We start from the raw sequence: 21051 nt of genomic DNA, 5'->3' as shown, positions 1-21051 counted from the left end.
TTTTGATGGATTATTTTAATAGTGATAACAAATCTATAAAATATGATGTTTTAAAGCACGACATCGGCCTAATCTTAAGCGATGATAAATACTTTTTTAAATTTAAAAAGCTATTTTATGAGCTAAAAGTTCCAGTGCTAAAAACAGGCAAAATTTTGCTCTCAAATATAAAAGAGGGCGTTATACTAGGCGATCAAAGTCAAGAAGTGGAGAATCAATCAGCCGTCATTACAGACTGCTGTGCACAGCTTGATTTAGAGATGAAATTTTACTATTTTGACAATAAGCATAGTGATGATGAAGCATTAAGAGAGCATTTTGAGAGCATTAGCGCGCTATTTTCTAAACGCATAAAGATAGAAAATCACAATCTTAAAAATCCGCTTGTAAAACTAAAAAATACAAAAGATTTGCTTCATTTTGTGATGTTTAGCAAAAGCGTGGCAAATGGTGGGGCATTTGCCTTTTTATCGACAAATTTAAATAGGCTTTATAAAAAACTGAGCCAAAACGCACAGCTTTTTGTGCCAGTAAGTGAGTAAAAATGCAGATAAATTTAAATCTTAAAGAAAAAGCATCAAGCTATAAAATTTATATAAACGAGCTTGAGAGACTAGAGCTAAAAGGCAAGGTTGGCATCGTTACAAACGCTAAAGTAGCGGGGCTTCATCTTGAAAAACTACTTAGTGTTTTAAAATGCGATGAGAAATTTATTATAAGTGTGCCTGACGGCGAGGAGTATAAAAACCTTGAAACGATAGAGCAAATTTTAGAGCAGCTTTTTGTTAGTAAATTTGATCGCTCATCTACGCTAATCGCCTTTGGTGGTGGCGTCATAAGCGATATGACTGGCTTTGCGGCGAGCATCTATGAAAGAGGAATAAGCTTCATAAATATTCCAACTACGCTTCTAGCGCAAGTTGATGCGAGTGTGGGCGGAAAAACAGGAGTAAATAACAAATTTGGTAAAAATTTAATAGGCTCATTTTATCAGCCAAAGGCAGTTTTTTGCGAGATAAATTTCTTAAAAACACTGTCAAAGAGAGAATTTGCAGCTGGCGTGGCTGAGGCTTTAAAGATGGCGATAACCTTTGATAAAGAGATGTTTGATTGGCTAAAAAGCGTAAATTTAGATGATGAAAACTTAGCTAAGCTGGTTGAAAAGTCGGTAATTTTAAAAGCAAAAGTGGTTGAACAAGATGAGAAAGAAAAAGGGCTAAGAGCCATCCTAAACTACGGCCATACCTTTGCTCACGTTATAGAAAATGAGACAAATTATAAAGAATTTTTACATGGCGAGGCGGTGGCAATAGGTATGAATATGGCAAATCGCTTAAGTGTAAAACTAGGGCTCATTAGCGAGGCAGAAGCAGAGAATATCAAACAGGTTTTAATGAAATTTGGCCTTCCAGTAAGCTACAAAATAGAAAATGAATATGCATTTTACGAGGCATTTTTTATGGATAAAAAGACAAAAGATGATAAGATAAATTTCATCATTGCAGATAAAATCGGCAGTGCGATCATCAAAAATGACGTCAAAAAAGAAGATGTTTTAAAAATTTTAAGAGAATTTAAATGAAAAAGATCATAGTTTTAATACTTTTTTGCTTTACCCTTTATGCCGAAGAAAACGTTACGCTTGAGCAAAATGGCTCGCAAAATTTACAAAATAACGAGCTTATAAAAGATATTTCAAATCTAGATAACTCCCTAAAAAACAATATCTGGATCACAAGATATGCTAACTATAACACTTATCAAAGGCTTATTGATGAGCTTGAAAAAAATGAAAATGAACTAAAAAAGCTAGATAAAAGCTCAAGAAGAGGCAGTGATATCATAAAGAGAATCCAAACTCTAAAAGAGCAGATAAATTTACTAAAAGAGTATGAAAAAACGCCATTTTCAAATATGTTAGCAGCTCCTGAAATGGATACTCCACCAAGGATAACAAGTCCTGTTGCACTTATATCTGGCTTTTCGTATATCAAAAAGATAAAGAGTGATAAGATTGAGTATCAAAGGCATATAAAAGAGCTTGATACGCTTTTAGAAAAGCTTGAAACAAAAGAGAATTTACTAAATAGACTAAATTTGATAGAAGAAAATGAGCAAAATAGGGAAAGCCTAAACTTGGTAAAACAAGAAATAGGTGACTTTAAAGCTGCAAAACAGATCGCTGATACAACTTATAATGTCTATGAAAAAAGAGCTGATGAGGCTATAAATTTAACCACCTCTGATATAAAAGCCCAGTTTTTAAGTATGGGCTATACAGCTATCATCATTCTTTTGACGATCGGGCTAACATTTATCGCTAAATTTATCGTTAAAAGAACAATTACCGATAATGAGAGATTTTACACGGTCAATAAATTTTTAAACGTTTTAAATATCACCGTTATCATCATAATCTTACTTTTTTCGTATATCGAAAACGTCACATATCTAGTAACCGTGCTAGGTTTTGCTTCAGCTGGTATCGCCATTGCGATGAAAGATATGTTTATGAGTATGCTTGGCTGGATGGTGATCATGTTTGGCGGCTCTATACATGTGGGTGATAGGATAAGGGTGCTTCATGATGGTAGCGAATTTGTGGGCGATGTGATCGATATCTCTTTACTTAGGCTGACCGTTTTTGAGGATGTTAGCTACTCGACTTATAAGACGAACCGCCGTGCAGGTAGAATTATCTTTGTGCCAAATAACTATATCTTTACTGACCTCATCGCAAACTATGCTCATTATGGTATGAAGACCGTTTGGGATGGTATAGATATCGTTATAAGCTTTGATAGTAATCATAAAAAAGCTGTGTATCTAGCAAGAAATGTCGTTAAAAAATACTCAAAAGGCTATACCGATATCGCAAAACGCCAGATGAATAAACTAAGAAGCCAGTACAGCATCAAAAACCCAAATGTCGAGCCAAGAATTTATACATTTTTTGAGCCTTATGGTATAAATGTCTCATGTTGGTATATGGCAAATTCTTATGCGACTTTGGCTCTTAGAAGCACTATTAGCGCAGAGATAATAGAAGCATTTTTAGCTCAAGATGATATAAAGATCGCTTATCCAACACAAACCATGTTTATAGGCAAAAAAGAAAATCCAAGCGATCACACCGCTCACAGCGAGCAAGAGAGTGAAAATTCTTAATGCAAAAGATATTTTTTAAAACATTTGGGTGTCGCACAAATATCTACGATACTGAGCTTTTAAAAAGCTACATCAAAGACTACGAGATCACAAATGATGAAGTTGATGCTGATATTGTGGTCATAAACTCATGCACGGTCACAAATTCTGCCGATAGCGGTGTCAGAAACTACATAAACGGTGTAAAAAGACGTGGAGCGAAGGTAGTGCTAACTGGTTGTGGTGCGGTTAGCAAGGGCAAGGAGCTATTTAATAGCGGTATATTTGGCGTGCTTGGAGCTAGTAAAAAGAGTGATCTAAATGAGCTTTTAAAGCAAGAAAAGCCATTTTTTGAGCTTGGAAATTTAAACTCGGTCGATAAAAATATAGTTACAAATTATGAAAATCACACAAAAGCTTTTATAAAAATTCAGGAAGGTTGCAATTTTAACTGCAGCTACTGCATCATCCCTTCAGTGCGCGGCAGGGCTAGAAGCATGGATGAGGCTATGATACTAAAAGAGGCAAAGATTTTAGCTCAAAACGGATATAATGAGCTTGTCCTAACTGGCACGAATATAGGCAGTTACGGTAAAGATACAAATAGCTCTCTTGGTAAGCTTTTGGCAAACTTGGGTAAAATTTCTGGCATTAGACGTATTCGGCTCGGAAGTATTGAGCCAAGTCAGATAGATGAGAGCTTTAGAGAAATTTTAAAAGAAGAGTGGCTAGAGCGTCATCTGCATATTGCACTTCAGCACACGAGTCAGGCGATGCTAAAGATCATGCGAAGACGCAATGATGCATTTAGTGATCTGGAGCTTTTTAATGAGCTTAGCTCACTTGGCTTTGCACTTGGTACGGACTACATCGTTGGACATCCAGGAGAGAGTGAGGAGATATGGACAGAGGCTGTGGAAAATTTTAAGAAATTTCCTATCACGCATCTGCACGCTTTTGTCTATTCACCAAGGCGTGATACGCACTCAGCTACGCTAAAGAGTGATGTTAGTGGCGATGTGGCAAAAAGTAGGCTAAAAATTTTACAAGGCATAGCTTTGCAAAATAATGAAAATTTTAGAAAAAAACATAACGGAGCTTTGAAAATTTTAGTCGAGCAAAAAAACGGCGACTTTTACGAGGGTTTTGATCAGTTTTACAATAAAGCTAAAATTTTTAGCGAAAAAGACATAACTAAAGAGTGGTTGGAGGTAAGCGAATATGAAATTAAGCCAGATGCCAATTATGCAAAAATTTAAATTTAACAGAAAAAATATCCTAATAATCGCCGCTATTGCTTTAATAGGTGTGCTACTTTTTGCCGTTAGCAAAGATCCACGAAATATCACATACTCTCAGTATATGCAGCTCATGGAGGGAAATTTTGTCGATAGAGCAGTCATAGACGGTGACGAAGTCATACTTTATGCACAAAATAATCGCTTTTCTATCATAAAAGAGGGTATTGATTTAAAAGAGCTTATCAAAAAAGTACCTGTTGAAAAGACTAAGCAATACATCACTCCTGGTATGGTTTGGGGCTTTATCATCTTTGTTTGTTTTATTCTTTGGTACGCTTACATTTTTAGGAGTATTAACAAAAAGAGCGAGAGCCTTTTTAATAAAAAAGATGGTGCTTTAGAGATAGAAAGCGTGCTAAATCAAAATGTGATGCCAGTTATTTCAAATGTTAGATTTAGTGATGTGGCTGGCATTAGTGAGGTCAAAAGCGAGCTTAGTGAGATAGTTGACTTTTTGAAAAATCCACAAAAATATAGAAATTTTGGTATCAAAATGCCAAAAGGTGTACTAATGGTAGGTCCTCCAGGTGTTGGCAAGACACTTGTGGCAAAGGCAGTTGCTGGCGAAGCAAATGTGCCATTTTTTTATCAAAACGGTGCAAGCTTTGTGCAAATTTATGTGGGTATGGGCGCAAAAAGAGTTAGAGAGCTCTTTAGCAGAGCCAAATCCTACGCACCTTCAATCATCTTTATCGACGAGATAGACGCCGTTGGCAAGAGTAGGGGTGGCACTAGAAACGACGAGCGAGAAGCCACACTCAATCAGCTACTAACCGAGATGGACGGCTTTGAAGACAACTCAGGTGTCATAGTAATAGCAGCTACAAATAGGATCGAAATGATCGACGAGGCGCTGCTTAGATCGGGTCGTTTTGATAGGCGTATATTTTTGTCAATGCCTGATTTCAACGACAGAGTGGCTATTTTAAATACTTATCTAAAAGATAAAAAATGTGACGTTTCAGCTGAAGATATTGCTAGAATGAGCGTTGGCTTTTCAGGTGCGGCACTTAGCACACTTGTAAATGAAGCTGCGATAAATGCCCTAAGAAATAATGAGAGCGTACTAAAAATAAGAGACTTTGAAGCTGTTTTAAATAAAGTCTTGCTTGGTAAGAAAAAGGTTCTAAGCTACAGCGAAAACGAGAAGAAAATTCAAGCCATTTATCAAGGAGCAAAGGCGCTAAGTGCTTACTGGTTTGATGTGAAATTTGAAAAAATTTCTCTTATAGAAGATAGATTCATGGCCACAGAACAAGAGATCGAGTCAAAGTCGCAGATGATATCTCGTATCAAGGTACTCATCGCTGGTATGTGCAAGCTTGAGATAGATGAAAACGACATCTTTTCAAACTCGAGCAGTGATCTAAATTTAGCCAAAGAGATCGCATCAAAGATGGTTTATGAATACGGCATGGGAAGTTCATTTGTCCCTAATCCAAATGATGTAGAAGAAATTTTAAAACAAGCAAAAGAAGAGATAATGTCCTTTTTAAAGGGTACAAACGAGCAGATCGCAAAGATCAGCTCATATCTGCTAGCGTACGAGAGTGTAGATAAAGAGACGCTGGCAAAAATTTTAAATGAAAACTACTAAAGGAGAAAAAGTGAAAGCAAAAATAGGTATATTAACCCTTTCTGACCGCGCAAGCGAAGGCACATACGAGGACAAATCAGGTCCAGCGATCAAAGATGTGCTTGATAGCTGGATAGTGAGCGAGCGTGAATACTTTTACGAGGTTATACCAGATGAGTTTGAGCTGATAAAAGAGAGGCTTGTGCACATGGTAGACGTGCTTGGCTGCGACCTTGTGCTAACTACCGGTGGTACTGGGCCAGCTCTTAGAGATGTGACACCAGAGGCAACAGAGGCAGTTTGTGAGAAGATGATGCCAGGCTTTGGCGAGCTGATGAGAGCTGCAAGCTTAAAATACGTCCCAACTGCGATCCTATCACGCCAAACAGCAGGCATAAGAGGCCACGCGCTAATCATAAATTTACCAGGTCAGCCAAAGGCGATAAAAGAGTGCTTGGAGCCGGTATTTCCAGCGGTGCCATACTGCATTGACCTGATCGAGGGCGCGTTTATCGAGACTGACGAAAATGTTATGAAAGTATTTCGTCCAAAACAAAAGAAAATCTCGTAAATGGGTTTGACAGATAGCCTAAATTTAAAAGCCACTGCCTTTGCAAATAGGTGGCGACTTGTTATTAAAATTTGGCTTGTTTTTTCTTTTTTATCCTATGCGCTAGCATATTATTTTGGGTTAGAGGTTTTTGGCTTTATCTCGGCCACTTCTATCTTTGGCTGTGTTTGCCTGCTAGCCTTTAGCTCACTTCTTTGGTTTATCGCTAGCCTTGTATTTTTGCAACCCTTGGTATTTTTACTACTTGAAAAATTTGATGAAAGCATTACTGTTTATGCTTTAGCCTGCGCAATTTGGCTGCTTGGATGGATCACTTTGTCGCTTGTGGTCGATGATAAATTTGCAAGACTGGGAAATGACATCTTGCTAAAGGTCTCTCGCATAGTTCTTGTTGGCGACTTTGCCTTGCTATATTTTTTAAACTACAACAACAGCCTTGACATAGAGACTTTAATAAAGTCAAATTTGACAAAGTCGCTGCTTTTAGTGCTAAACTCTTATATGCTGCCATCGCTTGTGACGCTACTTATATTTGATATAAAAACATATATCGCTAGCAAAAATGAGTAAAATTTTACGTATTATTTTATGTAATTTATACTAAATTTAGCCGTTTTTGCTCTCTGTTATCTTTTTTATAAGCTCCATATCGCCGTTCATTGCTAGGCTCATAAAGCAAATGCCGTTTGCGCCAGCTTTTATGGTCTCTTTGTAGTTCCCGCTGTCTAGCCCGCCAAGTGCGTAAATTTCTTTATCTAAGCTTTTTAGCTCGCTTATAAAATTTAGCCCTTTTGGCTCTAAATTTGGTTTGCAAGAGGTGGCAAATATATGAGAAGCAACCAGCACGTCAGCGATAGAGGCTGAAATTTTAGCCTGCTCTAGGTCGTGAGCTGGAGCGTAAATTTTAGCTGTTTTTCTAAATTCATCTAAAAAAATGCTGTGATTTTTAAAAAAGTCAAGCTGCGCTGAAGTGAGCCAAAAGTCGCTCTTTAGCTTGCAAGCTACGTCAAAAAATTGATTAATGATAAATTTCTTGCGGTAGTTTTCACAAATTTGAGCCACAACCCTAGCAAGATCGTAAAAATCAGTCTCGTTTAGCCCCTTTGCACGAAGCAAAATTTCATCCACACCAGTCTTGCAAAGCAGCTGAATTCTCTTTAAAAAGTCATCACCCTCGTAGCTTTCAAAGTCGGCCACGCAGAGAATTTTAAACATAGACATACTCGCTCATTAAGGGCTCTAGTCCGTTTGCTTTTATCATAGCCTTGATCTCATCCACGCTTCTGCCATCACTTATCTCAAACTGCTCGTCGCCTTTTTTCTCTTCGCCGTGAGCGCCGATGCTTACTTTTACGCCAGCGCTTATCTTATTTGCGGCGATCTTTACGGCGTTGTCGCGAAATTTCGCCTTTTCTCTGGTTGAAATGGTTATGCTGGCTGTTGGCATAAAAATTCTATAAGCGCAGATCACTTGCAAAAGCTCGCGCTCGCCCACGTCGCGTGGATTGATGCGGTCGTTGTTGATGATAGGACGAAGCCTTGGGCATGAAAATGCGATCTCAGCGTGCGGATATTTTTTTTGAATGAGGCTCGCATGCAGTGCCGTAGCAAAGGCATCAAGCCTAAAGTCATCTATGCCAAGAAGTGCTGCAAAGCCAACTCCTCTCATGCCTCCAAGAAGCGCTCGTTCTTGCGCATTTAAGCGGTATGGGAAAATTCTTTTATTGCCGCCAAGGTGGATTTTTTCATATTTTGTGGGATTGTAGGTCTCTTGAAAAACGGTCACGTAGTCTGCGCCACTTTTGTGAAGCAGGGCGTAGTCCTCAGAGTTTAGCGGGTAAATTTCAACCCCAACAACTTTAAAAAATTTCTTTGCCAAAGCGCAGGCGTTTGCGATGTAAGCGACACTTGAATTAGTCTCGCTCTCGCCAGTTAGGATCAAAATTTCTTCTAAGCCGCTCTTTGAAATTTCTCTTAGCTCTCTTGTGATCTCCTCGTCGCTTAGCTTTGCTCTTTTTATATTATTTTTAGCGTTAAAACCGCAATAAACGCAGAGATTATCGCAATAGTTTGCTATGTAAAGCGGGGTAAAAAGCGTGATGTTTGAGCCAAAATTTGCCCTTGTTTTTGCTTGAGCGAGTTTGGCTATTGGCTCTAAAAATGGCGCTGCAGCAGGCGAGAGTAGGGCTTTTAGATTTTCAAGTGAGCAGTGCTTTGCATTAAGAGCTGCTTTTACGTCTGCTTCGCTGTAAATTTCAGGCTTGTAGCTAGCACGCTCTTTTAAAATCTCATCCATGATTTCACTGCCAACATCCTGCATGTGAGGCAGCAGCTGCATGTGGTCGGTTCTTGTAAATTTCATCAGTCTAAAAATCCAGTGAGCGGTGATGAGGCGTTTGCACTTTTGCTCTTTGCGCCAAGACCTGCTAGATAGGCGTTACGACCAGCGATGATCGCCTCTTTAAAGGCTCTTGCCATGAGCGGGATATTTTTAGATGAGGCGATGGCTGTGTTTGCCATGATCGCAGCTGCTCCCATCTCCATCGCTTCGCACGCTTGTGATGGCCTGCCAATGCCAGCATCAACGATGATCTGCGTATCAAGCTCGTTTATCAAAATTTCAATGATATCTTTAAAAACTAGCCCTTGGTTTGAGCCAATGGGCGCAGCTAGAGGCATTATGCAGCTTGCTCCTGCACTTAGCATCGCTCTTGCGGCGTTTAGATCTGGAAACATATATGGCATCGGCACAAAGCCGTCATTTGCCAAGGCTTCGCACGCTTTTATGGTTTCAGCATTGTCTGGAAAGAAAAATTTAGAGTCAGTTATGATCTCTATCTTAACAAGCTCCCCACATCCAAGCTCACGTGCGAGCTGGGCGATACGAACGGCCTCTTTAGCGTTTCTAGCACCACTTGTGTTTGGCAAAAGCGTCACACCTTTTGGTATAAAGTCAAGTATATTTCGCTCTTTGCTCTCGTTTATGCGCCTAAGAGCAAGGGTTAGGATTTGCGCTCCAGCCTCGTTTATGGCTGAGTCGATGAGCTCGTGTGAGTACTTGCCAGAGCCAAGGATAAAGCGGCTTTGAAACTCCTTGCCGCCAAGGATCAAACTATCATTTTGCACTTACGCCTCCAAGCCCATAAGTAGTCTAATGGCTAAATTTGCCTCGTGGTTTGCGCAGATCGCAACGCGCGGTGCCATGAGCCCTTGACCGATCTTCGCCTCGTTTGTGAGGTCGCCACAAAGATAGACATTTTTGGCAAATTTTATGGTTTTTATGAGATTTGAGCTAAAGTGTCCAGCCATACCAGAGGCACCGATGATCTTTTTATCTTTTAGGCTAGCACCAGCTTCGTTTAGTATCATCGCCTTGCCAGCGACGTTGTCAAAGGCTTCGCATAAAATTTCACACTCACCAAAGACGCTAGCCACATTTTTTTCATCTAAAAATATATCGTGAGTTTCGACCTCGACAAAGGGATTGACGTCATTTATCAGCTCTTTAAGCGCCTGCGTCTTTTTTAAGCCGATGTGGCGGACGAAATACTGCTGGCGGTTTAGGTTGCTTGGCTCAACGACGTCAAAGTCGGCAAGTACTAGCTTTTTTACGCCAACTCTAGCTAGGCTTAGCGCGATATTTGAGCCAAGGCCGCCAAGTCCAGCCACGCCGATCACGGCTTTACTTAGGGCTAAATTTAGCTCAGGGCTGTTTCGTGAGGCGATCATCGCGCGTAAAACTTCACGCTCAGGCATCACGCCACGCCTTATAAATACGACGTTTGAGCCATCTTTTAGCCCGCTATCTTCTTTTATAGCAAATCCATCAACGATAAAAATGTCAGGCTTTGTCGCGTTAAATTTCTCTAAAAATTTATAAATTTCACTCTCTTTATCGCCAAGCGCAAGCTCTTTTAGCTCGCTAAGGCTTTTTACTGGCACCTTAAATTTTGCGCCGTTTAATACTATCTCTATCATTTTCTCCTCATCCACCGCCAACTAAAGTGACGATCTCATAAGCTTTGCCCTCGCTCATGAAGCGCTCACGCCAAAGCTTTTTTGGCAAAATTTCTCCGTCTCGCTCAAGGGCTATAAATTTAAGCTCATAGCCATTTTGAGCTAAAAAATCATAAACATTTATATCGTTTTCAAGCTCGAAAATTTTGCCATTTACTCTAAATTTGATCATTAAATTTTGTAGCTTTTTACAAAATTTGCGATCCTCTCGATTGCTTTTTTTATGCTCTCGATGTCTGTCGCAAAAGAAATTCTAAAGTATCCCTCCATACCAAAGCCAACTCCTGGCACGGTTGCTACATTTGCCTCTTCAAGCATCTTTTTGCAAAATCTAAGTGAGTTGCTATCTACATCTTTACATTTTACAAATAGATAAAACGCGCCATCAGGCTTAACTACGCTTAGCCCAGCGATAGCATTTATCATCTCAACTGCTACGTCGCGTCTTTTTTCATACTCTTTTCTCATATTTTCGATATCTTCGTCAGTTTCGCCTAGAAGTGACGGGATAGCGCCTATTTGCACGATCGAGCTGATGTTGCTTGTGCTTTGGCTTTGAAGCTTTTTGATTCCAGCTATTAGCCAATCCATCGAGCTTGCGATATAACCAAATCTCCAGCCAGGCATTGCGCCGCACTTGCTTAGGCCATTTATCGTGACCGTTCTTTTAAAAAGATCTTCGCTTACCGAGGCTACTGCGTGAAATTTCTTGCCGTAGATCACTTTTTCATAAATTTCATCGCTTGTGATGATGATGTCAGTGCCTTTTAAAACCTCGCCAAATGCCGCGATCTCCTCTTTCGTATATACAGCTCCAGTTGGATTTGTCGGGTGATTTAGCGAAAAAACCTTTGTTTTTGGCGTGATCGCTTTTTTTAGCTGTTCGGCTGTGATTTTAAAATTTGTGCTCTCATCCGCCTCGATAAATACTGGCACGCCGCCACAAAATTTAACTATCTCAGGGTAGCTCACCCAGTATGGAGAGGGGATGATGACCTCGTCACCTGGGTTGATAAGCGCTTGAAATACATTAAAAAGTGAGTGTTTTGCGCCGATGTTTGTGACGATTTGATTTGCTTTGTAGTCAAGTCCGTTATCTCTTTTTAGCTTTGCTCTAATGGCATCAATCACCTCAGGTAGGCCTGGCACTGGCGTGTATTTGCCGCTTTTGTTGTCATTATCTAGTGCGTTTTTTACAGTTTCTCTTATCTTTTTTGGAGTCATAAAGTCAGGCTCACCAGCTGAAAGCGAGATCACGTCGATGCCAGCAGCCTTCATCTCTTTGGCCTTTGTGCTGATAGCGATTGTAATTGATTCGCTTAATGTTTGCATTCTGTTTGCTAGTTGCATTGTTTTCCTTTTTAGTTGATTGTCTTTAAGTAGCTATTATCATTTAAAAATAGATAAAGTTCGCCTAAAATTTGCTTCTTTTGTGTTTCGTTTATCAGAGTTGATTTGACTAAGCGCTCGTTTAGAGTGTCTTGGATCTCGTAGATATCGTAGTCCATATCCTCCATGATATCAAGGATCGACTGGCTCTCTAGTAAATTTGTGATCTTGTAGCCATCATTTGAAAGCTCTATCGTGGCCTCTGTCGGGTGGGTAAAGAGGTTGTGTTTCATACCGATCACCTCTTGATATGCGCCAACTAGGAAAAATCCCAAGAAATAATCCTCCTTCTCCACGTCCACGTCGTGCAAAAGTAGTGGGTTTTTCTCGTCATCATAGCTGATCTCGCCGTCACTATCGCAGGTGATATCCCAGATCGAAGCTGGCAGAGTAGGGCGCTCATCGAGCCTATCAAGTGGCATGATAGGGAAATTTTGCTTTAGTCCCCAAAAGTCAGGCAAGCTTTGAAAAATAGAGAAATTTAGCAAGTATCTCTCTTGCACCTCTTTTTGAATTTTAGCCAGATCGCTTGAATTGCTCTTGTTGCCAAGCATCACGACAGCTTTTTTACTGATGAGCCTTAAAAGTACCTCTGCGTTTGATCTATCTTGAAGATCAACATATCCTAGATCAAAAAGTGTTAAAACGCTCTCTGTGTGATGGATAGCGTCGTGCAGGTATTCTAGGGCGTTTGAAGGTTTGATTGATTTATAAAGATCGACTAGCTCGGTTATTAAATTTGGATTATTTTTCTTTAAATTTAGCTTCTCTTCGGTGTATTCTTGAGAAAATAGCTCAAGCACAGGGGCGACTAAAAGCGCATGAGAAGCGGCGATGTAGCGACCTGACTCTATGAAGATATCTGGCTCGATCTCCTTTTTTTGCTCGCTTATAGTTTTAAGCATATAAACAACGTCGTTTGCGTATTCGTTTAGTGTATAGTTTCTGCTGCTCTCTTCTTTAAACTGCGAGTACTCGATCGCAAGGCCACCGCCTAAATTTATCGCTTTTAAATTTGTTGCGCCCATTTTTCTAAGCTCAGCGTAGATATTGCCAGCCTCGATGAGTGCTTTTTTGAGCGGATGGATCTCGCTTATTTGAGAGCCGATGTGAAAGTGTATCATTGTGAAATTTTCAAGTAAATTTGCCTTTTTTAGCATCTTTACAGCTTCTATTAGCTCTGTTGATGTTAGGCCAAATTTAGAGTGTATGCCACCACTTTTAGCCCAAAGCCCCGATCCTGTCGAGTGCAGTCTTACTCTAAGTCCGATCTTTGGTTTTGGTTTGAAGCGCTCTTTTGCGATGGCGATTATCGCTTCAAGCTCGTTTAAGCCCTCGATTGTTAGCGTGATGTTGTGTCCCATTTCAGCGGCGATGAAGCCTATATTTATCATCTCCTTATCTTTAAAGCCATTTACGGTTATTGGAGCTTTTTCGTTATTGTAAGCCATTGTTAAAAGTAGCTCAGCTTTACTGCCAGCTTCAAGGCCGTAATTATAGGGCTTGCCAAGGCGCACTAAATTTTTTACAAAGCCAGGATATTGATTTACTTTAAGTGGAAATACGGCATTAAAGCTGCCTTTATAGGCAAATTCTTTCTTTGCTTTTGCAAAGCTTGCGTGGATCTGCTCGATCTGTTTTTGGATAAGGTGCGGAAAGCGAAGTAGTAGTGGACCTCTGTAGCCATCGTCTCTTATCTCTTTTACGATGTCGATGATCGCTGGTTTGCTGGCTGCATTTATACAGACTTTGCCATCTTCTATAACAAAATTTGAATTACCCCAAATGCTAAGTCCAAAATCATTCATCCCAGCTCCTTTTCAAGCTCATCTAAATTTATCGTTTTTTCGTCTTTGGTTTCTAAATTTTTGTACCAGATTTTATTCTCTTTCATCTCATTTTCGCCCACGCAAAGGAAAATTTTTGCATTTTTATTGTCGGCATTTTGTAGATGTTTTTGAAGTTTTTTAGCCTCATAAGAAATTTCAACCTGATATTTTTTGCGAAGTTTTGAACCAAGCGCATAGACAAAGTCTAAATTTGGCGCATCAAGCGCACAAAGATAAATTCCAGCTCGCTCATCCTCAGCTTCACCTAAAATTTCCATTATCCTCTCAATACCCATCGCAAAACCAACGCCGTAACTTGCTCTACCGCCAAGATATTCTACCAGCCTGTCGTATCTGCCCCCACCAGCAACCGCACTTTGTGAGCCGATCTCGTTGCTTATAAACTCAAACGCCGTTTTGCAGTAGTAGTCTAGTCCACGAACGAGTTTTGTATCTATCTCAAATTTAATGCCATTTGCTGTTAAAATTTCTTGCAGTTTTGCAAAATCAGCCTGCGCTTCGTCGCTTAGGCTATCAGTGATCACTGGAGCGTTTTTGTAAATTTCTTGGCAGCTCTCGACCTTGCAGTCAAGCACTCGGATAGGGTTTAAAAGTTTGCGTCTTTTGCAGTCCTTGCAAATCTTATCGTCGTTTTCATTTAGAAATTTGACAAGCTTTTCTTTGTAAGACTTCATCGAGCTCTCGTCGCCAAGCGAGTTTATCTTTAGGGTTGTTTTTATATTTAGCCTATTAAAAATTTCACTCACCATCAAAATAATGCTCGCATCCTCATAGACGCTGCCCTCGCCAAAGCACTCACAGCCAAACTGGTGAAATTCTCTCAAGCGGCCTTTTTGTGGGCGCTCGTAGCGAAACATCGAACCGTGATAAAAGCAGCGTTTTGTCACATTTGCTCTATCTAGCTTTGCCTCGATAAACGCTCTAACTACGCCAGCCGTGCCCTCAGGACGCAAGCAAACGTCGTTGCCGCCTTTGTCTTCAAACTGATACATCTCTTTGCCCACGATGTCACTGCTCTCGCCGACACTTCTTTTAAAAAGCGCCGTCTCCTCGAGGTGTGGTGTTAAAATTTGCTCATATCCGTAGTTTTTTGCGACTTTCTCGCAGGTTTTGATTATCCGTGCGTAAAGTTTTGCACGAGCTGGAAGCATATCTTTCATGCCACGAAGTGCCGTTATCATCGCATTATCCTTTTTTTATTTTTGTGATTTTACTTAAAATTTATAAAATTTTCTATCTCTTTTGAAATTAGCTCTATGCTTTTAGATGCGTCTATAAAAAGCGTTTCAAAACTATTTTTGATAAGAATTTGCTTCATCAGACTTTGCACTTTTAAAAGATACTCTAGCCCACGAGCTTCGATTTTATCGCTTGTGCCTCTATTCTTTAGGCGCGAGCTTATTAGCTCAGCACTTGCTTCAAAAAAGATGATCTTGTCTGCAAATTTATCATTTAGTGCAAACTTATTAAGCTCTAAAAGCACGCTTTCATCTAAGTTTTCATCATTTGCCAAAGCGTAGGCGATGCCTGAGATAAAGCCTCTGTCGCTTAGAATGAGCTTACTTAAATTTGGAGCTACCAGCTTTTCAAAATGCTCAGCTCTGTCAGCTAAAAAGAGTAAAATTTCAGCTCTTTTGCCTATTTTTATGCTTGAGCTTAGTAAAATTTCACGTAAATTTTCACCAAGCTGCGTGCCGCCTGGCTCTTTTGTGACGATGACATCACTAAATTTAGAAGCTAAAATTTCTATCTGCGTGCTCTTGCCAACGCCGTCAATGCCTTCAAACAAAACATACATTTTATGCCTTTAAATTTTTTAGAATTTTTGCTGGCACTAGGTTGCTCACGTCGCCGTCGTGTCGCAAGACTGAGCGGACGATCGAGCTTGAGATAAAGGCGTTATTTAAGCTTGGCATAAGATAAACCGTCTCAAATTCGTCCCAGAGTGCAGCGTTTGCGTAGCCGATTTGTAGCTCATACTCAAAGTCACTAACCGCACGAAGTCCCCTGATAACGGTATTTATGCCGTGCGATTTAGCAAAATCAACAAGCAAATTATCAAAGCCAAGCACGCTTACGTTTTTTAGCTCGCAAACTGCCTCTTTTGCCATTTCGATGCGTTTTTCATGTGCAAACATCGGCTGTTTACTGTCACTTTTTGCGACTGCGACTATCACTTTGTCAAAAATTTTTGTAGCTCTTATGATAACGTCTAAATGGCCGTTTGTGATCGGATCAAAAGTCCCTGGATAGATGCAAGATTTTTTCAAATTTGCCACCTTTTATAAAGATTATTTTGGATTTTTAAGGCATCAAGCCACTTGCCAATGATGAAATTTTCCATATCAAGAAGGTCTTTTATATCTGCGTAGTAGCCTAAAACTGGGGGCGCGATGATGGCCCCAAGAGATGAGAGCAGCTGCATCTGAGAAAGTGTGATCGTGGAAAACGGCATCTCTCTAACTCCCAAAACTAGCCTTTGTTTCTCTTTTAGTGCGACACTTGCGGCCCTTGTAATGAGCGTGTCGCTTATGCCGTTTGCAACTTTTGCTAGTGTGTTGGTAGAGCAGGGCGCTATGATCATAGCATCCGCACCAAATGAGCCAGAAGCCGGGCCCGCGCCAAGATCTTGGTCGTCATAAATTTTTACGCCAAGATCATTTAAATTTAGCTTTAAATTTTCCTCAGCCTCCAAAACCTTCATGGCATTTTTACTAACTATGATATGTGCCTCGCAACTATCTTTGGCGACATTTACTAGCTTTAGAAAAAGTCCAGCCCCACTTGCTCCAGTGGCTGCAAATACTATCTTTTTCATCTTATCACTGCCTCATCTTTGCCTGAAACTGTGGCCTCTAAAATTTTATTATCTTTTGTTCTTATCTTTATCATATCACCTAAATTTCCATCCTCAAGTGCCTTTACTTCAGCTATTATCTTAACGCCATCCTCGCTCAAAACTGCATTTAGCATTTGACCTTTTTTTACTAAGCTTATGGCGTTAAACTGACGCTTGGTTAAAATTTCACCGCTTTTTATCTGCACTTTTGTTATAAGAGCTAAGCTATTTGAGTTAGAAAGTGCATCTTTTGGCCATTTGCCAAACTCAATCATCGTTGGCTGATAGTCAAGCAGGCTTAAAATATGGTTTGTATTCATTGAATTTATTGCTATGAAGGCTGGCATCTTAGCGTTAAAGCTAAATTTAAAATAGATGCTTTTTAGACTCAGATCAACATCCTCAAATGATGCTCTAAATGTACCTTTTTGACTATTTTGATCACCTAAAAAGATATTTTTTAGGACGAGTTCTTTGAAATTTGCTGGAATCTTATTTTGTGGGCTAATACTAAGGTCACTTATGCTGATACCAGGATATTCATCGCTAATCGATCTTAAAAATTGCATTTGAATCTCATCCATGATAGAGCAGTTTTTTACAAAAGCTACGCTTCCGCCGCTTTTGTCTTTATATGTTTTAAAATTTGCTGTTAGAATTTCATAGAGTTTTTTGCTATCTATCTTGGCGGCTCTTTTGCCCTCTAAGTTTAAAATTTCATTGTCTTCGCCATCAAAGCCAAAAGTACTAAGCGAAATTTGATCATTTAGAACGCAATACATTGGATAAATGCTGACTTCATTTGCAAAAAGTTTTGTGGAAAATAAAAAAATGAGTATAAAAAAGATGGAGCGGGAAACGAGATTCGAACTCGCGACCCCAACCTTGGCAAGGTTGTGCTCTACCCCTGAGCTATTCCCGCAGTCAAAATGAAGTCCGCATTCTATCAGATTGTTTTTCATTTGTCAAGATTTTATGGAAGTTTTATAAGAGAAATTTCACTATTTTGCAAAATTTCGCTTTGATCTGGGCTAGTTAAAAACATAAAAGTGCTTTTTAAAATATGATCTATCATGCCAGAGCCGTATTTTCCACCATTTGTTGCTATAAATTTATCATTTTCAATATTTCCAAAAATTGTATTGGTCCTACCTGATTTTACCTTTAAACTTTGTGCATTTATAGCATTTTGCATCACAAAGCAATCCTCTTTTAAAAGAGGCAAAACAAGCATCATCATGCAAACATAAGCTGCCATTGGATTTCCAGGGAGCACAAAGACTAGTTTGCCATCTTTTTCATAAGCCTTGCAAGGTTTGCCAGGTCTTATATCAATATGCGAAAAAATTTCATTGTATCCAAGCTCACTTAGAGCTATTTTCATATAGTCAGCCTCACCAGCACTTGCTCCACCAGAGCAGATAACGATGTCGTAGTTTGCAGTGTTTAAAAATGCCTGTTTGACAGCACTTAGCTCATCTTTTATGATGCCAAGATATGAGCTATCTTGTCCAATAGATCTTAAAAGTACAGCGATGCCAAAGGCATTTGCATTGTAAATTTCATCCTCGCTTGCTCTTTGCCAAGGCTCGATGATCTCGTTTCCACTTGAATAAATTCCAATGCTAGGCTGTTTTTTTACATTTATAAAACTTATGCCCTGTGCTGCTAACATCATTATGCCTCTAGTGTTTAAAACCTCGCCACTTTTTAGCAAAATTTCACCAATCTTTGCCTCTTCGCCTTTAAAGCGATACCCATCACCTTTTTTAAGATTATTTGGTGCTTTTATAAAATTTCCATCAACAACACAATCTTCAATCTTTATGATCGTATCAGCACCATTTGGCATCTTCGCACCAGTCATTATCTTAACGCACTCATTTTTGCCGATGCTTAGCTGCTCTTTATCGCCTGCAAAGGCACTTGCAACTATTTTATATGGCTTATCTTTATCTTCAAATTTTACAGCAAAGCCATCAAGCGCAGAGTTATCAAAACATGGCAAGTCTTTTACTGCCACTACATCATTTGCCAATGTTTTACCAAGAGCCATGCTGGTAGGTAAAATTTCACTATCTGTTTTTAATTTGAATTTAGATTTAAGTGCATCTAATGCATCATTTAGCAGCATTTTTACTCCTCAAGCCTAGTAATATTTGCACCAAGGCCTTGAAATTTCTCTTCTAAATTTTCATATCCTCTATCAAGGTGATAAATTCTATGTACCAAGCTTTCGCCATTTGCTATAAGAGCAGCTAGTATCAGCGCTGAGCTGGCTCTAAGATCTGTCGCCATTACATCGGCTGCATTTAGCTTAGCTGGTGCATAAACACTTGCGATATGTCCATTTAATTTAATATCCGCTCCCATTCTAGCCAGCTCGCTAACATGCATAAAACGGTTTTCAAAAAGCCTCTCATCTATCGTGCTAACGCCATTTGCTGCAAGGCAAAGCGCCATAAATTGAGCTTGCATATCTGTTGGAAAGCCTGGATACTCAGTGGTCCTTATCTCCACTGGTTTTATCTCTTTTGCTGGCAATATCGTGATCTTGTCGCCATCTATCTCTATACCAAAGCCCATCTCTTCAAATTTATTTAAAATAGCCGTCATATGAGCTGCATTTGCCTTTGTGACTGAAATTTTGCTATTTGTTATAGCTCCAGCACAAAGGTAAGTGCCAGCTTCGATCCTATCAGGAATTACTTCAATATCGCAAATTTCAAGCAATTTTTGGCCACTTCCGGTTATCTTTAGCTCGCTTGTGCCGATGCCTTCTATTTTAACGCCACTTTTTGCCAAAATTTCACAAATTTGCACCACTTCAGGCTCAAGTGCGACGTTAAAAAGCTCTGTCGTACCGTGCGCTAGAGCTGCAGCCATGATGATATTTTCGCTGCCAGTTACGGTGATCTTATCAAAAACAATCTTTGCGCCTTTTAGTCCATTTGGTGCTATTGCGACGACATAGCCTTGCTTTATTTCGATATTTGCTCCCATTTTTTCGAGTGCATTTAGATGCAGGTCAATAGGTCTTTGTCCGATCGCACATCCTCCAGGTAGGCTCACTTCGCAGTGGCCAAAGCGTGCAAGAAGCGGTCCAAGCGTTAAGATAGAAGCACGCATCTTTCTAACGATATCATAATTTGCAGTAGTTGAGCTTACACCGCTTGTATCTATGCTTAGTGAGTTTTTATCTTTAAATTCGCACTTTGCTCCTAGATTAGTTAGCAGTTGGCAAAGCGTTTTTATATCAGCGACATTTGGGATATTTGTTAAATTTACACTTTTTTTTGCAAGTAAGGTTAGGGCGATGATCGGTAGAGCAGCATTTTTGGCACCGCTTATTTTTACTTCGCCACTTAATTTGGCATTTCCTTTTATCTTTAAATAGTGCATCATTGTTTTTTTGCCTTAAGAAAATATGTTTTTTGCCGATATTATATTGCTTTTTAACTTAGAATAAAGAAAGCAAAGCACTATTTCCGGTTCATTTACGTTTAAAAGTTAAAATTGCAAACACTAAAATTTTGGATATAAATATGTCAAATTCAATAAATAAAAAAATCTTTTTTATACTTAGCATTATATTTTTTACAGGTTGTTCTTTTACCTCTAATCAACCGACAACTCCGCAAAATGAAACAAATCAGACCGTAACTTCAAGCGTTGATTTTAGTGAGCAAATGATTGGTGAAATCATAGATGAAGACAACGATAGAGAAGATAAAAAATTTGGTTCTTTTTTTAAAAAATACCTAAATACAAGAGCTGGCGGTGATTGCTCAGGATTTGTTTCTATCGTAAATGCAAAGTATCAAAATATGTATTTTGATGAAAAGACAATAAATCGCTACTACGATAATGGTGGTAGAAAGTCAAAAGCGATCTATAATTTTTATGAAAGTAAGAATTTAATTACTCATAAAAATCCAAAAATAGGTGATCTTGTATTTTTTTCAAATACTCTTGGCAAGGGTGTTCAGAAAAATAAGGATAAGAAAAATATTACTCATGTTGGCATAGTTACGGCTGTTCTTGGCGATGAGACGGTAAAATTTATACATAATTCTGGCGGAAAGATAATTCATAGCTATATGAATCTAAAACAAAAAAATGTGCATCTAAAAGGAAATCAAGAGATAAATAGCTACCTTGTAAGGTGTTCAAACTCAAGTTGCTTGGCAGCAAATAGATTTGCTGGATATGGCAAAGCAAAATAAATCAGAAATTTTTACTAAAAACCTTTTAAAACAAATACTAGGCTCAAATTTTAAGCATTATTTATATAAATTTACACTCGTAAATGCAGATTTAAATAAAGAGAAAATATGAATTTTTTTGATGAAATTTGGGAA

At 39.2% G+C, this 21051-nt stretch carries 21 protein-coding genes, 1 tRNA gene and 1 pseudogene; 8 read left to right on the top strand and 15 right to left on the bottom strand.

Annotated elements, in window-relative coordinates:
- From FZ949_RS09665 to FZ949_RS09100, 7 genes and pseudogenes are all read left to right on the top strand, one after another.
- A pseudogene (locus FZ949_RS09665) lies at positions 1-542 on the top strand (COG3400 family protein); the annotation flags it as partial.
- 2 nt (positions 543-544) lie between these two features.
- The gene (gene aroB, locus FZ949_RS09125) at positions 545-1582 is read left to right on the top strand and encodes a 3-dehydroquinate synthase (RefSeq protein WP_107952410.1); all 1038 of its coding nucleotides are present in this window, start codon (positions 545-547) and stop codon (positions 1580-1582) included.
- Entirely contained in the window at positions 1579-3168 is a 1590-nt protein-coding gene (locus tag FZ949_RS09120) for a mechanosensitive ion channel domain-containing protein (RefSeq protein WP_103580344.1), read from the top strand. Before aroB ends, FZ949_RS09120 begins: the two co-directional genes overlap by 4 nt.
- The gene (gene mtaB, locus FZ949_RS09115) at positions 3168-4406 is read left to right on the top strand and encodes a tRNA (N(6)-L-threonylcarbamoyladenosine(37)-C(2))-methylthiotransferase MtaB (protein ID WP_148790364.1); all 1239 of its coding nucleotides are present in this window, start codon (positions 3168-3170) and stop codon (positions 4404-4406) included. Before FZ949_RS09120 ends, mtaB begins: the two co-directional genes overlap by 1 nt.
- Positions 4369-6045, top strand: coding sequence for an ATP-dependent metallopeptidase FtsH/Yme1/Tma family protein (locus tag FZ949_RS09110; RefSeq protein WP_410369085.1), 1677 nt, complete (start codon positions 4369-4371; stop codon positions 6043-6045). Before mtaB ends, FZ949_RS09110 begins: the two co-directional genes overlap by 38 nt.
- A gap of 10 nt (positions 6046-6055) precedes the next feature.
- Positions 6056-6595, top strand: coding sequence for a molybdopterin adenylyltransferase (gene mog / locus FZ949_RS09105; protein ID WP_103580346.1), 540 nt, complete (start codon positions 6056-6058; stop codon positions 6593-6595).
- Positions 6596-7165 carry a nitrogen fixation protein NifR gene (locus FZ949_RS09100; RefSeq protein WP_103580347.1) on the top strand — a complete coding sequence of 190 codons (570 nt, stop codon included), beginning with the start codon at positions 6596-6598 and terminating at the stop codon, positions 7163-7165.
- Between the two features lie 36 nt (positions 7166-7201).
- Here the strand turns inward: FZ949_RS09100 and FZ949_RS09095 are convergent, their stop codons facing one another.
- From FZ949_RS09095 to murA, 15 genes are all read right to left on the bottom strand, one after another.
- Positions 7202-7816: a thiamine phosphate synthase gene (locus tag FZ949_RS09095; RefSeq protein WP_234401451.1), complete on the bottom strand. Its 615-nt coding sequence runs from the start codon at positions 7814-7816 to the stop codon at positions 7202-7204.
- A complete protein-coding gene (thiH, locus tag FZ949_RS09090) occupies positions 7803-8957 on the bottom strand; it encodes a 2-iminoacetate synthase ThiH (protein WP_103580348.1) in 1155 nt (384 codons plus the stop codon). Before thiH ends, FZ949_RS09095 begins: the two co-directional genes overlap by 14 nt.
- A complete protein-coding gene (locus tag FZ949_RS09085; RefSeq protein ID WP_103580349.1) occupies positions 8957-9721 on the bottom strand; it encodes a thiazole synthase in 765 nt (254 codons plus the stop codon). The genes thiH and FZ949_RS09085 overlap by 1 nt, the downstream gene beginning before the upstream one ends.
- Positions 9722-10573, bottom strand: a complete 852-nt coding sequence (gene thiF / locus FZ949_RS09080; protein ID WP_103580350.1) for a sulfur carrier protein ThiS adenylyltransferase ThiF — start codon at positions 10571-10573, stop codon at positions 9722-9724.
- Positions 10574-10580: 7 nt separating this feature from the next.
- Positions 10581-10784 carry a sulfur carrier protein ThiS gene (thiS, locus tag FZ949_RS09075; RefSeq protein WP_021092363.1) on the bottom strand — a complete coding sequence of 68 codons (204 nt, stop codon included), beginning with the start codon at positions 10782-10784 and terminating at the stop codon, positions 10581-10583.
- Positions 10784-11962 carry a pyridoxal phosphate-dependent aminotransferase gene (locus tag FZ949_RS09070; protein ID WP_148790363.1) on the bottom strand — a complete coding sequence of 393 codons (1179 nt, stop codon included), beginning with the start codon at positions 11960-11962 and terminating at the stop codon, positions 10784-10786. Before FZ949_RS09070 ends, thiS begins: the two co-directional genes overlap by 1 nt.
- Positions 11963-11973: 11 nt before the next feature.
- Entirely contained in the window at positions 11974-13809 is a 1836-nt protein-coding gene (speA, locus tag FZ949_RS09065; RefSeq protein ID WP_103580352.1) for a biosynthetic arginine decarboxylase, read from the bottom strand.
- Positions 13806-15032 carry a histidine--tRNA ligase gene (hisS, locus tag FZ949_RS09060; RefSeq protein WP_103580353.1) on the bottom strand — a complete coding sequence of 409 codons (1227 nt, stop codon included), beginning with the start codon at positions 15030-15032 and terminating at the stop codon, positions 13806-13808. The genes speA and hisS overlap by 4 nt, the downstream gene beginning before the upstream one ends.
- 29 nt (positions 15033-15061) lie before the next feature.
- Positions 15062-15649, bottom strand: a complete 588-nt coding sequence (gene tmk / locus FZ949_RS09055; protein ID WP_103580354.1) for a dTMP kinase — start codon at positions 15647-15649, stop codon at positions 15062-15064.
- Position 15650: 1 nt separating this feature from the next.
- On the bottom strand, positions 15651-16121 hold the full coding sequence (coaD, locus tag FZ949_RS09050) for a pantetheine-phosphate adenylyltransferase (RefSeq protein ID WP_012001782.1): 471 nt from the start codon (positions 16119-16121) through the stop codon (positions 15651-15653).
- Positions 16118-16669 (bottom strand): UbiX family flavin prenyltransferase, encoded by a 552-nt coding sequence (locus tag FZ949_RS09045; protein ID WP_103580355.1) that lies wholly within the window; start codon positions 16667-16669, stop codon positions 16118-16120. The genes coaD and FZ949_RS09045 overlap by 4 nt, the downstream gene beginning before the upstream one ends.
- Positions 16666-17472 (bottom strand): flagellar basal body P-ring formation chaperone FlgA, encoded by an 807-nt coding sequence (gene flgA / locus FZ949_RS09040; protein ID WP_103580356.1) that lies wholly within the window; start codon positions 17470-17472, stop codon positions 16666-16668. The genes FZ949_RS09045 and flgA overlap by 4 nt, the downstream gene beginning before the upstream one ends.
- Before the next feature lie 65 nt (positions 17473-17537).
- Positions 17538-17612 (bottom strand) — tRNA-Gly (locus tag FZ949_RS09035).
- A gap of 51 nt (positions 17613-17663) precedes the next feature.
- Positions 17664-18824 (bottom strand): molybdopterin molybdotransferase MoeA, encoded by a 1161-nt coding sequence (locus tag FZ949_RS09030; RefSeq protein WP_148790362.1) that lies wholly within the window; start codon positions 18822-18824, stop codon positions 17664-17666.
- A 2-nt stretch (positions 18825-18826) separates the two neighbouring features.
- Complete coding sequence (gene murA / locus FZ949_RS09025) at positions 18827-20095, bottom strand: UDP-N-acetylglucosamine 1-carboxyvinyltransferase (RefSeq protein WP_107952395.1); 1269 nt, start codon at positions 20093-20095, stop codon at positions 18827-18829.
- 140 nt (positions 20096-20235) lie between these two features.
- On the opposite strand from murA, the gene FZ949_RS09020 reads away from it, so the two are divergent.
- Positions 20236-20916 (top strand): NlpC/P60 family protein, encoded by a 681-nt coding sequence (locus tag FZ949_RS09020; RefSeq protein ID WP_072594208.1) that lies wholly within the window; start codon positions 20236-20238, stop codon positions 20914-20916.
- Positions 20917-21051: the final 135 nt, after the last annotated feature.

The sequence above is a fragment of the Campylobacter concisus genome (assembly GCF_902460545.1).
Taxonomy (GTDB): domain Bacteria; phylum Campylobacterota; class Campylobacteria; order Campylobacterales; family Campylobacteraceae; genus Campylobacter_A; species Campylobacter_A concisus_AE.
This window is presented reverse-complemented; position numbering and strand designations above follow the sequence as displayed.

Excerpts from the sequence above, each read along its gene's own strand:
- FZ949_RS09045 (WP_103580355.1), bottom strand. The coding sequence starts at position 16,669 with ATGAAAAAGATAGTATTTGCAGCCACTGGAGCAAGTGGGGCTGGACTT.
- FZ949_RS09110 (WP_410369085.1), top strand. The coding sequence starts at position 4,369 with ATGAAATTAAGCCAGATGCCAATTATGCAAAAATTTAAATTTAACAGA.
- FZ949_RS09020 (WP_072594208.1), top strand. The coding sequence starts at position 20,236 with ATGTCAAATTCAATAAATAAAAAAATCTTTTTTATACTTAGCATTATA.
- FZ949_RS09100 (WP_103580347.1), top strand. The coding sequence starts at position 6,596 with ATGGGTTTGACAGATAGCCTAAATTTAAAAGCCACTGCCTTTGCAAAT.
- FZ949_RS09070 (WP_148790363.1), bottom strand. The coding sequence starts at position 11,962 with ATGCAACTAGCAAACAGAATGCAAACATTAAGCGAATCAATTACAATC.
- FZ949_RS09095 (WP_234401451.1), bottom strand. The coding sequence starts at position 7,816 with ATGTCTATGTTTAAAATTCTCTGCGTGGCCGACTTTGAAAGCTACGAG.
- speA (WP_103580352.1), bottom strand. The coding sequence starts at position 13,809 with ATGAATGATTTTGGACTTAGCATTTGGGGTAATTCAAATTTTGTTATA.
- hisS (WP_103580353.1), bottom strand. The coding sequence starts at position 15,032 with ATGATAACGGCACTTCGTGGCATGAAAGATATGCTTCCAGCTCGTGCA.
- murA (WP_107952395.1), bottom strand. The coding sequence starts at position 20,095 with ATGATGCACTATTTAAAGATAAAAGGAAATGCCAAATTAAGTGGCGAA.
- thiH (WP_103580348.1), bottom strand. The coding sequence starts at position 8,957 with ATGAAATTTACAAGAACCGACCACATGCAGCTGCTGCCTCACATGCAG.
- mtaB (WP_148790364.1), top strand. The coding sequence starts at position 3,168 with ATGCAAAAGATATTTTTTAAAACATTTGGGTGTCGCACAAATATCTAC.
- thiS (WP_021092363.1), bottom strand. The coding sequence starts at position 10,784 with ATGATCAAATTTAGAGTAAATGGCAAAATTTTCGAGCTTGAAAACGAT.
- tmk (WP_103580354.1), bottom strand. The coding sequence starts at position 15,649 with ATGTATGTTTTGTTTGAAGGCATTGACGGCGTTGGCAAGAGCACGCAG.
- FZ949_RS09030 (WP_148790362.1), bottom strand. The coding sequence starts at position 18,824 with ATGCTGCTAAATGATGCATTAGATGCACTTAAATCTAAATTCAAATTA.
- FZ949_RS09120 (WP_103580344.1), top strand. The coding sequence starts at position 1,579 with ATGAAAAAGATCATAGTTTTAATACTTTTTTGCTTTACCCTTTATGCC.
- aroB (WP_107952410.1), top strand. The coding sequence starts at position 545 with ATGCAGATAAATTTAAATCTTAAAGAAAAAGCATCAAGCTATAAAATT.
- flgA (WP_103580356.1), bottom strand. The coding sequence starts at position 17,472 with ATGTATTGCGTTCTAAATGATCAAATTTCGCTTAGTACTTTTGGCTTT.
- thiF (WP_103580350.1), bottom strand. The coding sequence starts at position 10,573 with ATGATAGAGATAGTATTAAACGGCGCAAAATTTAAGGTGCCAGTAAAA.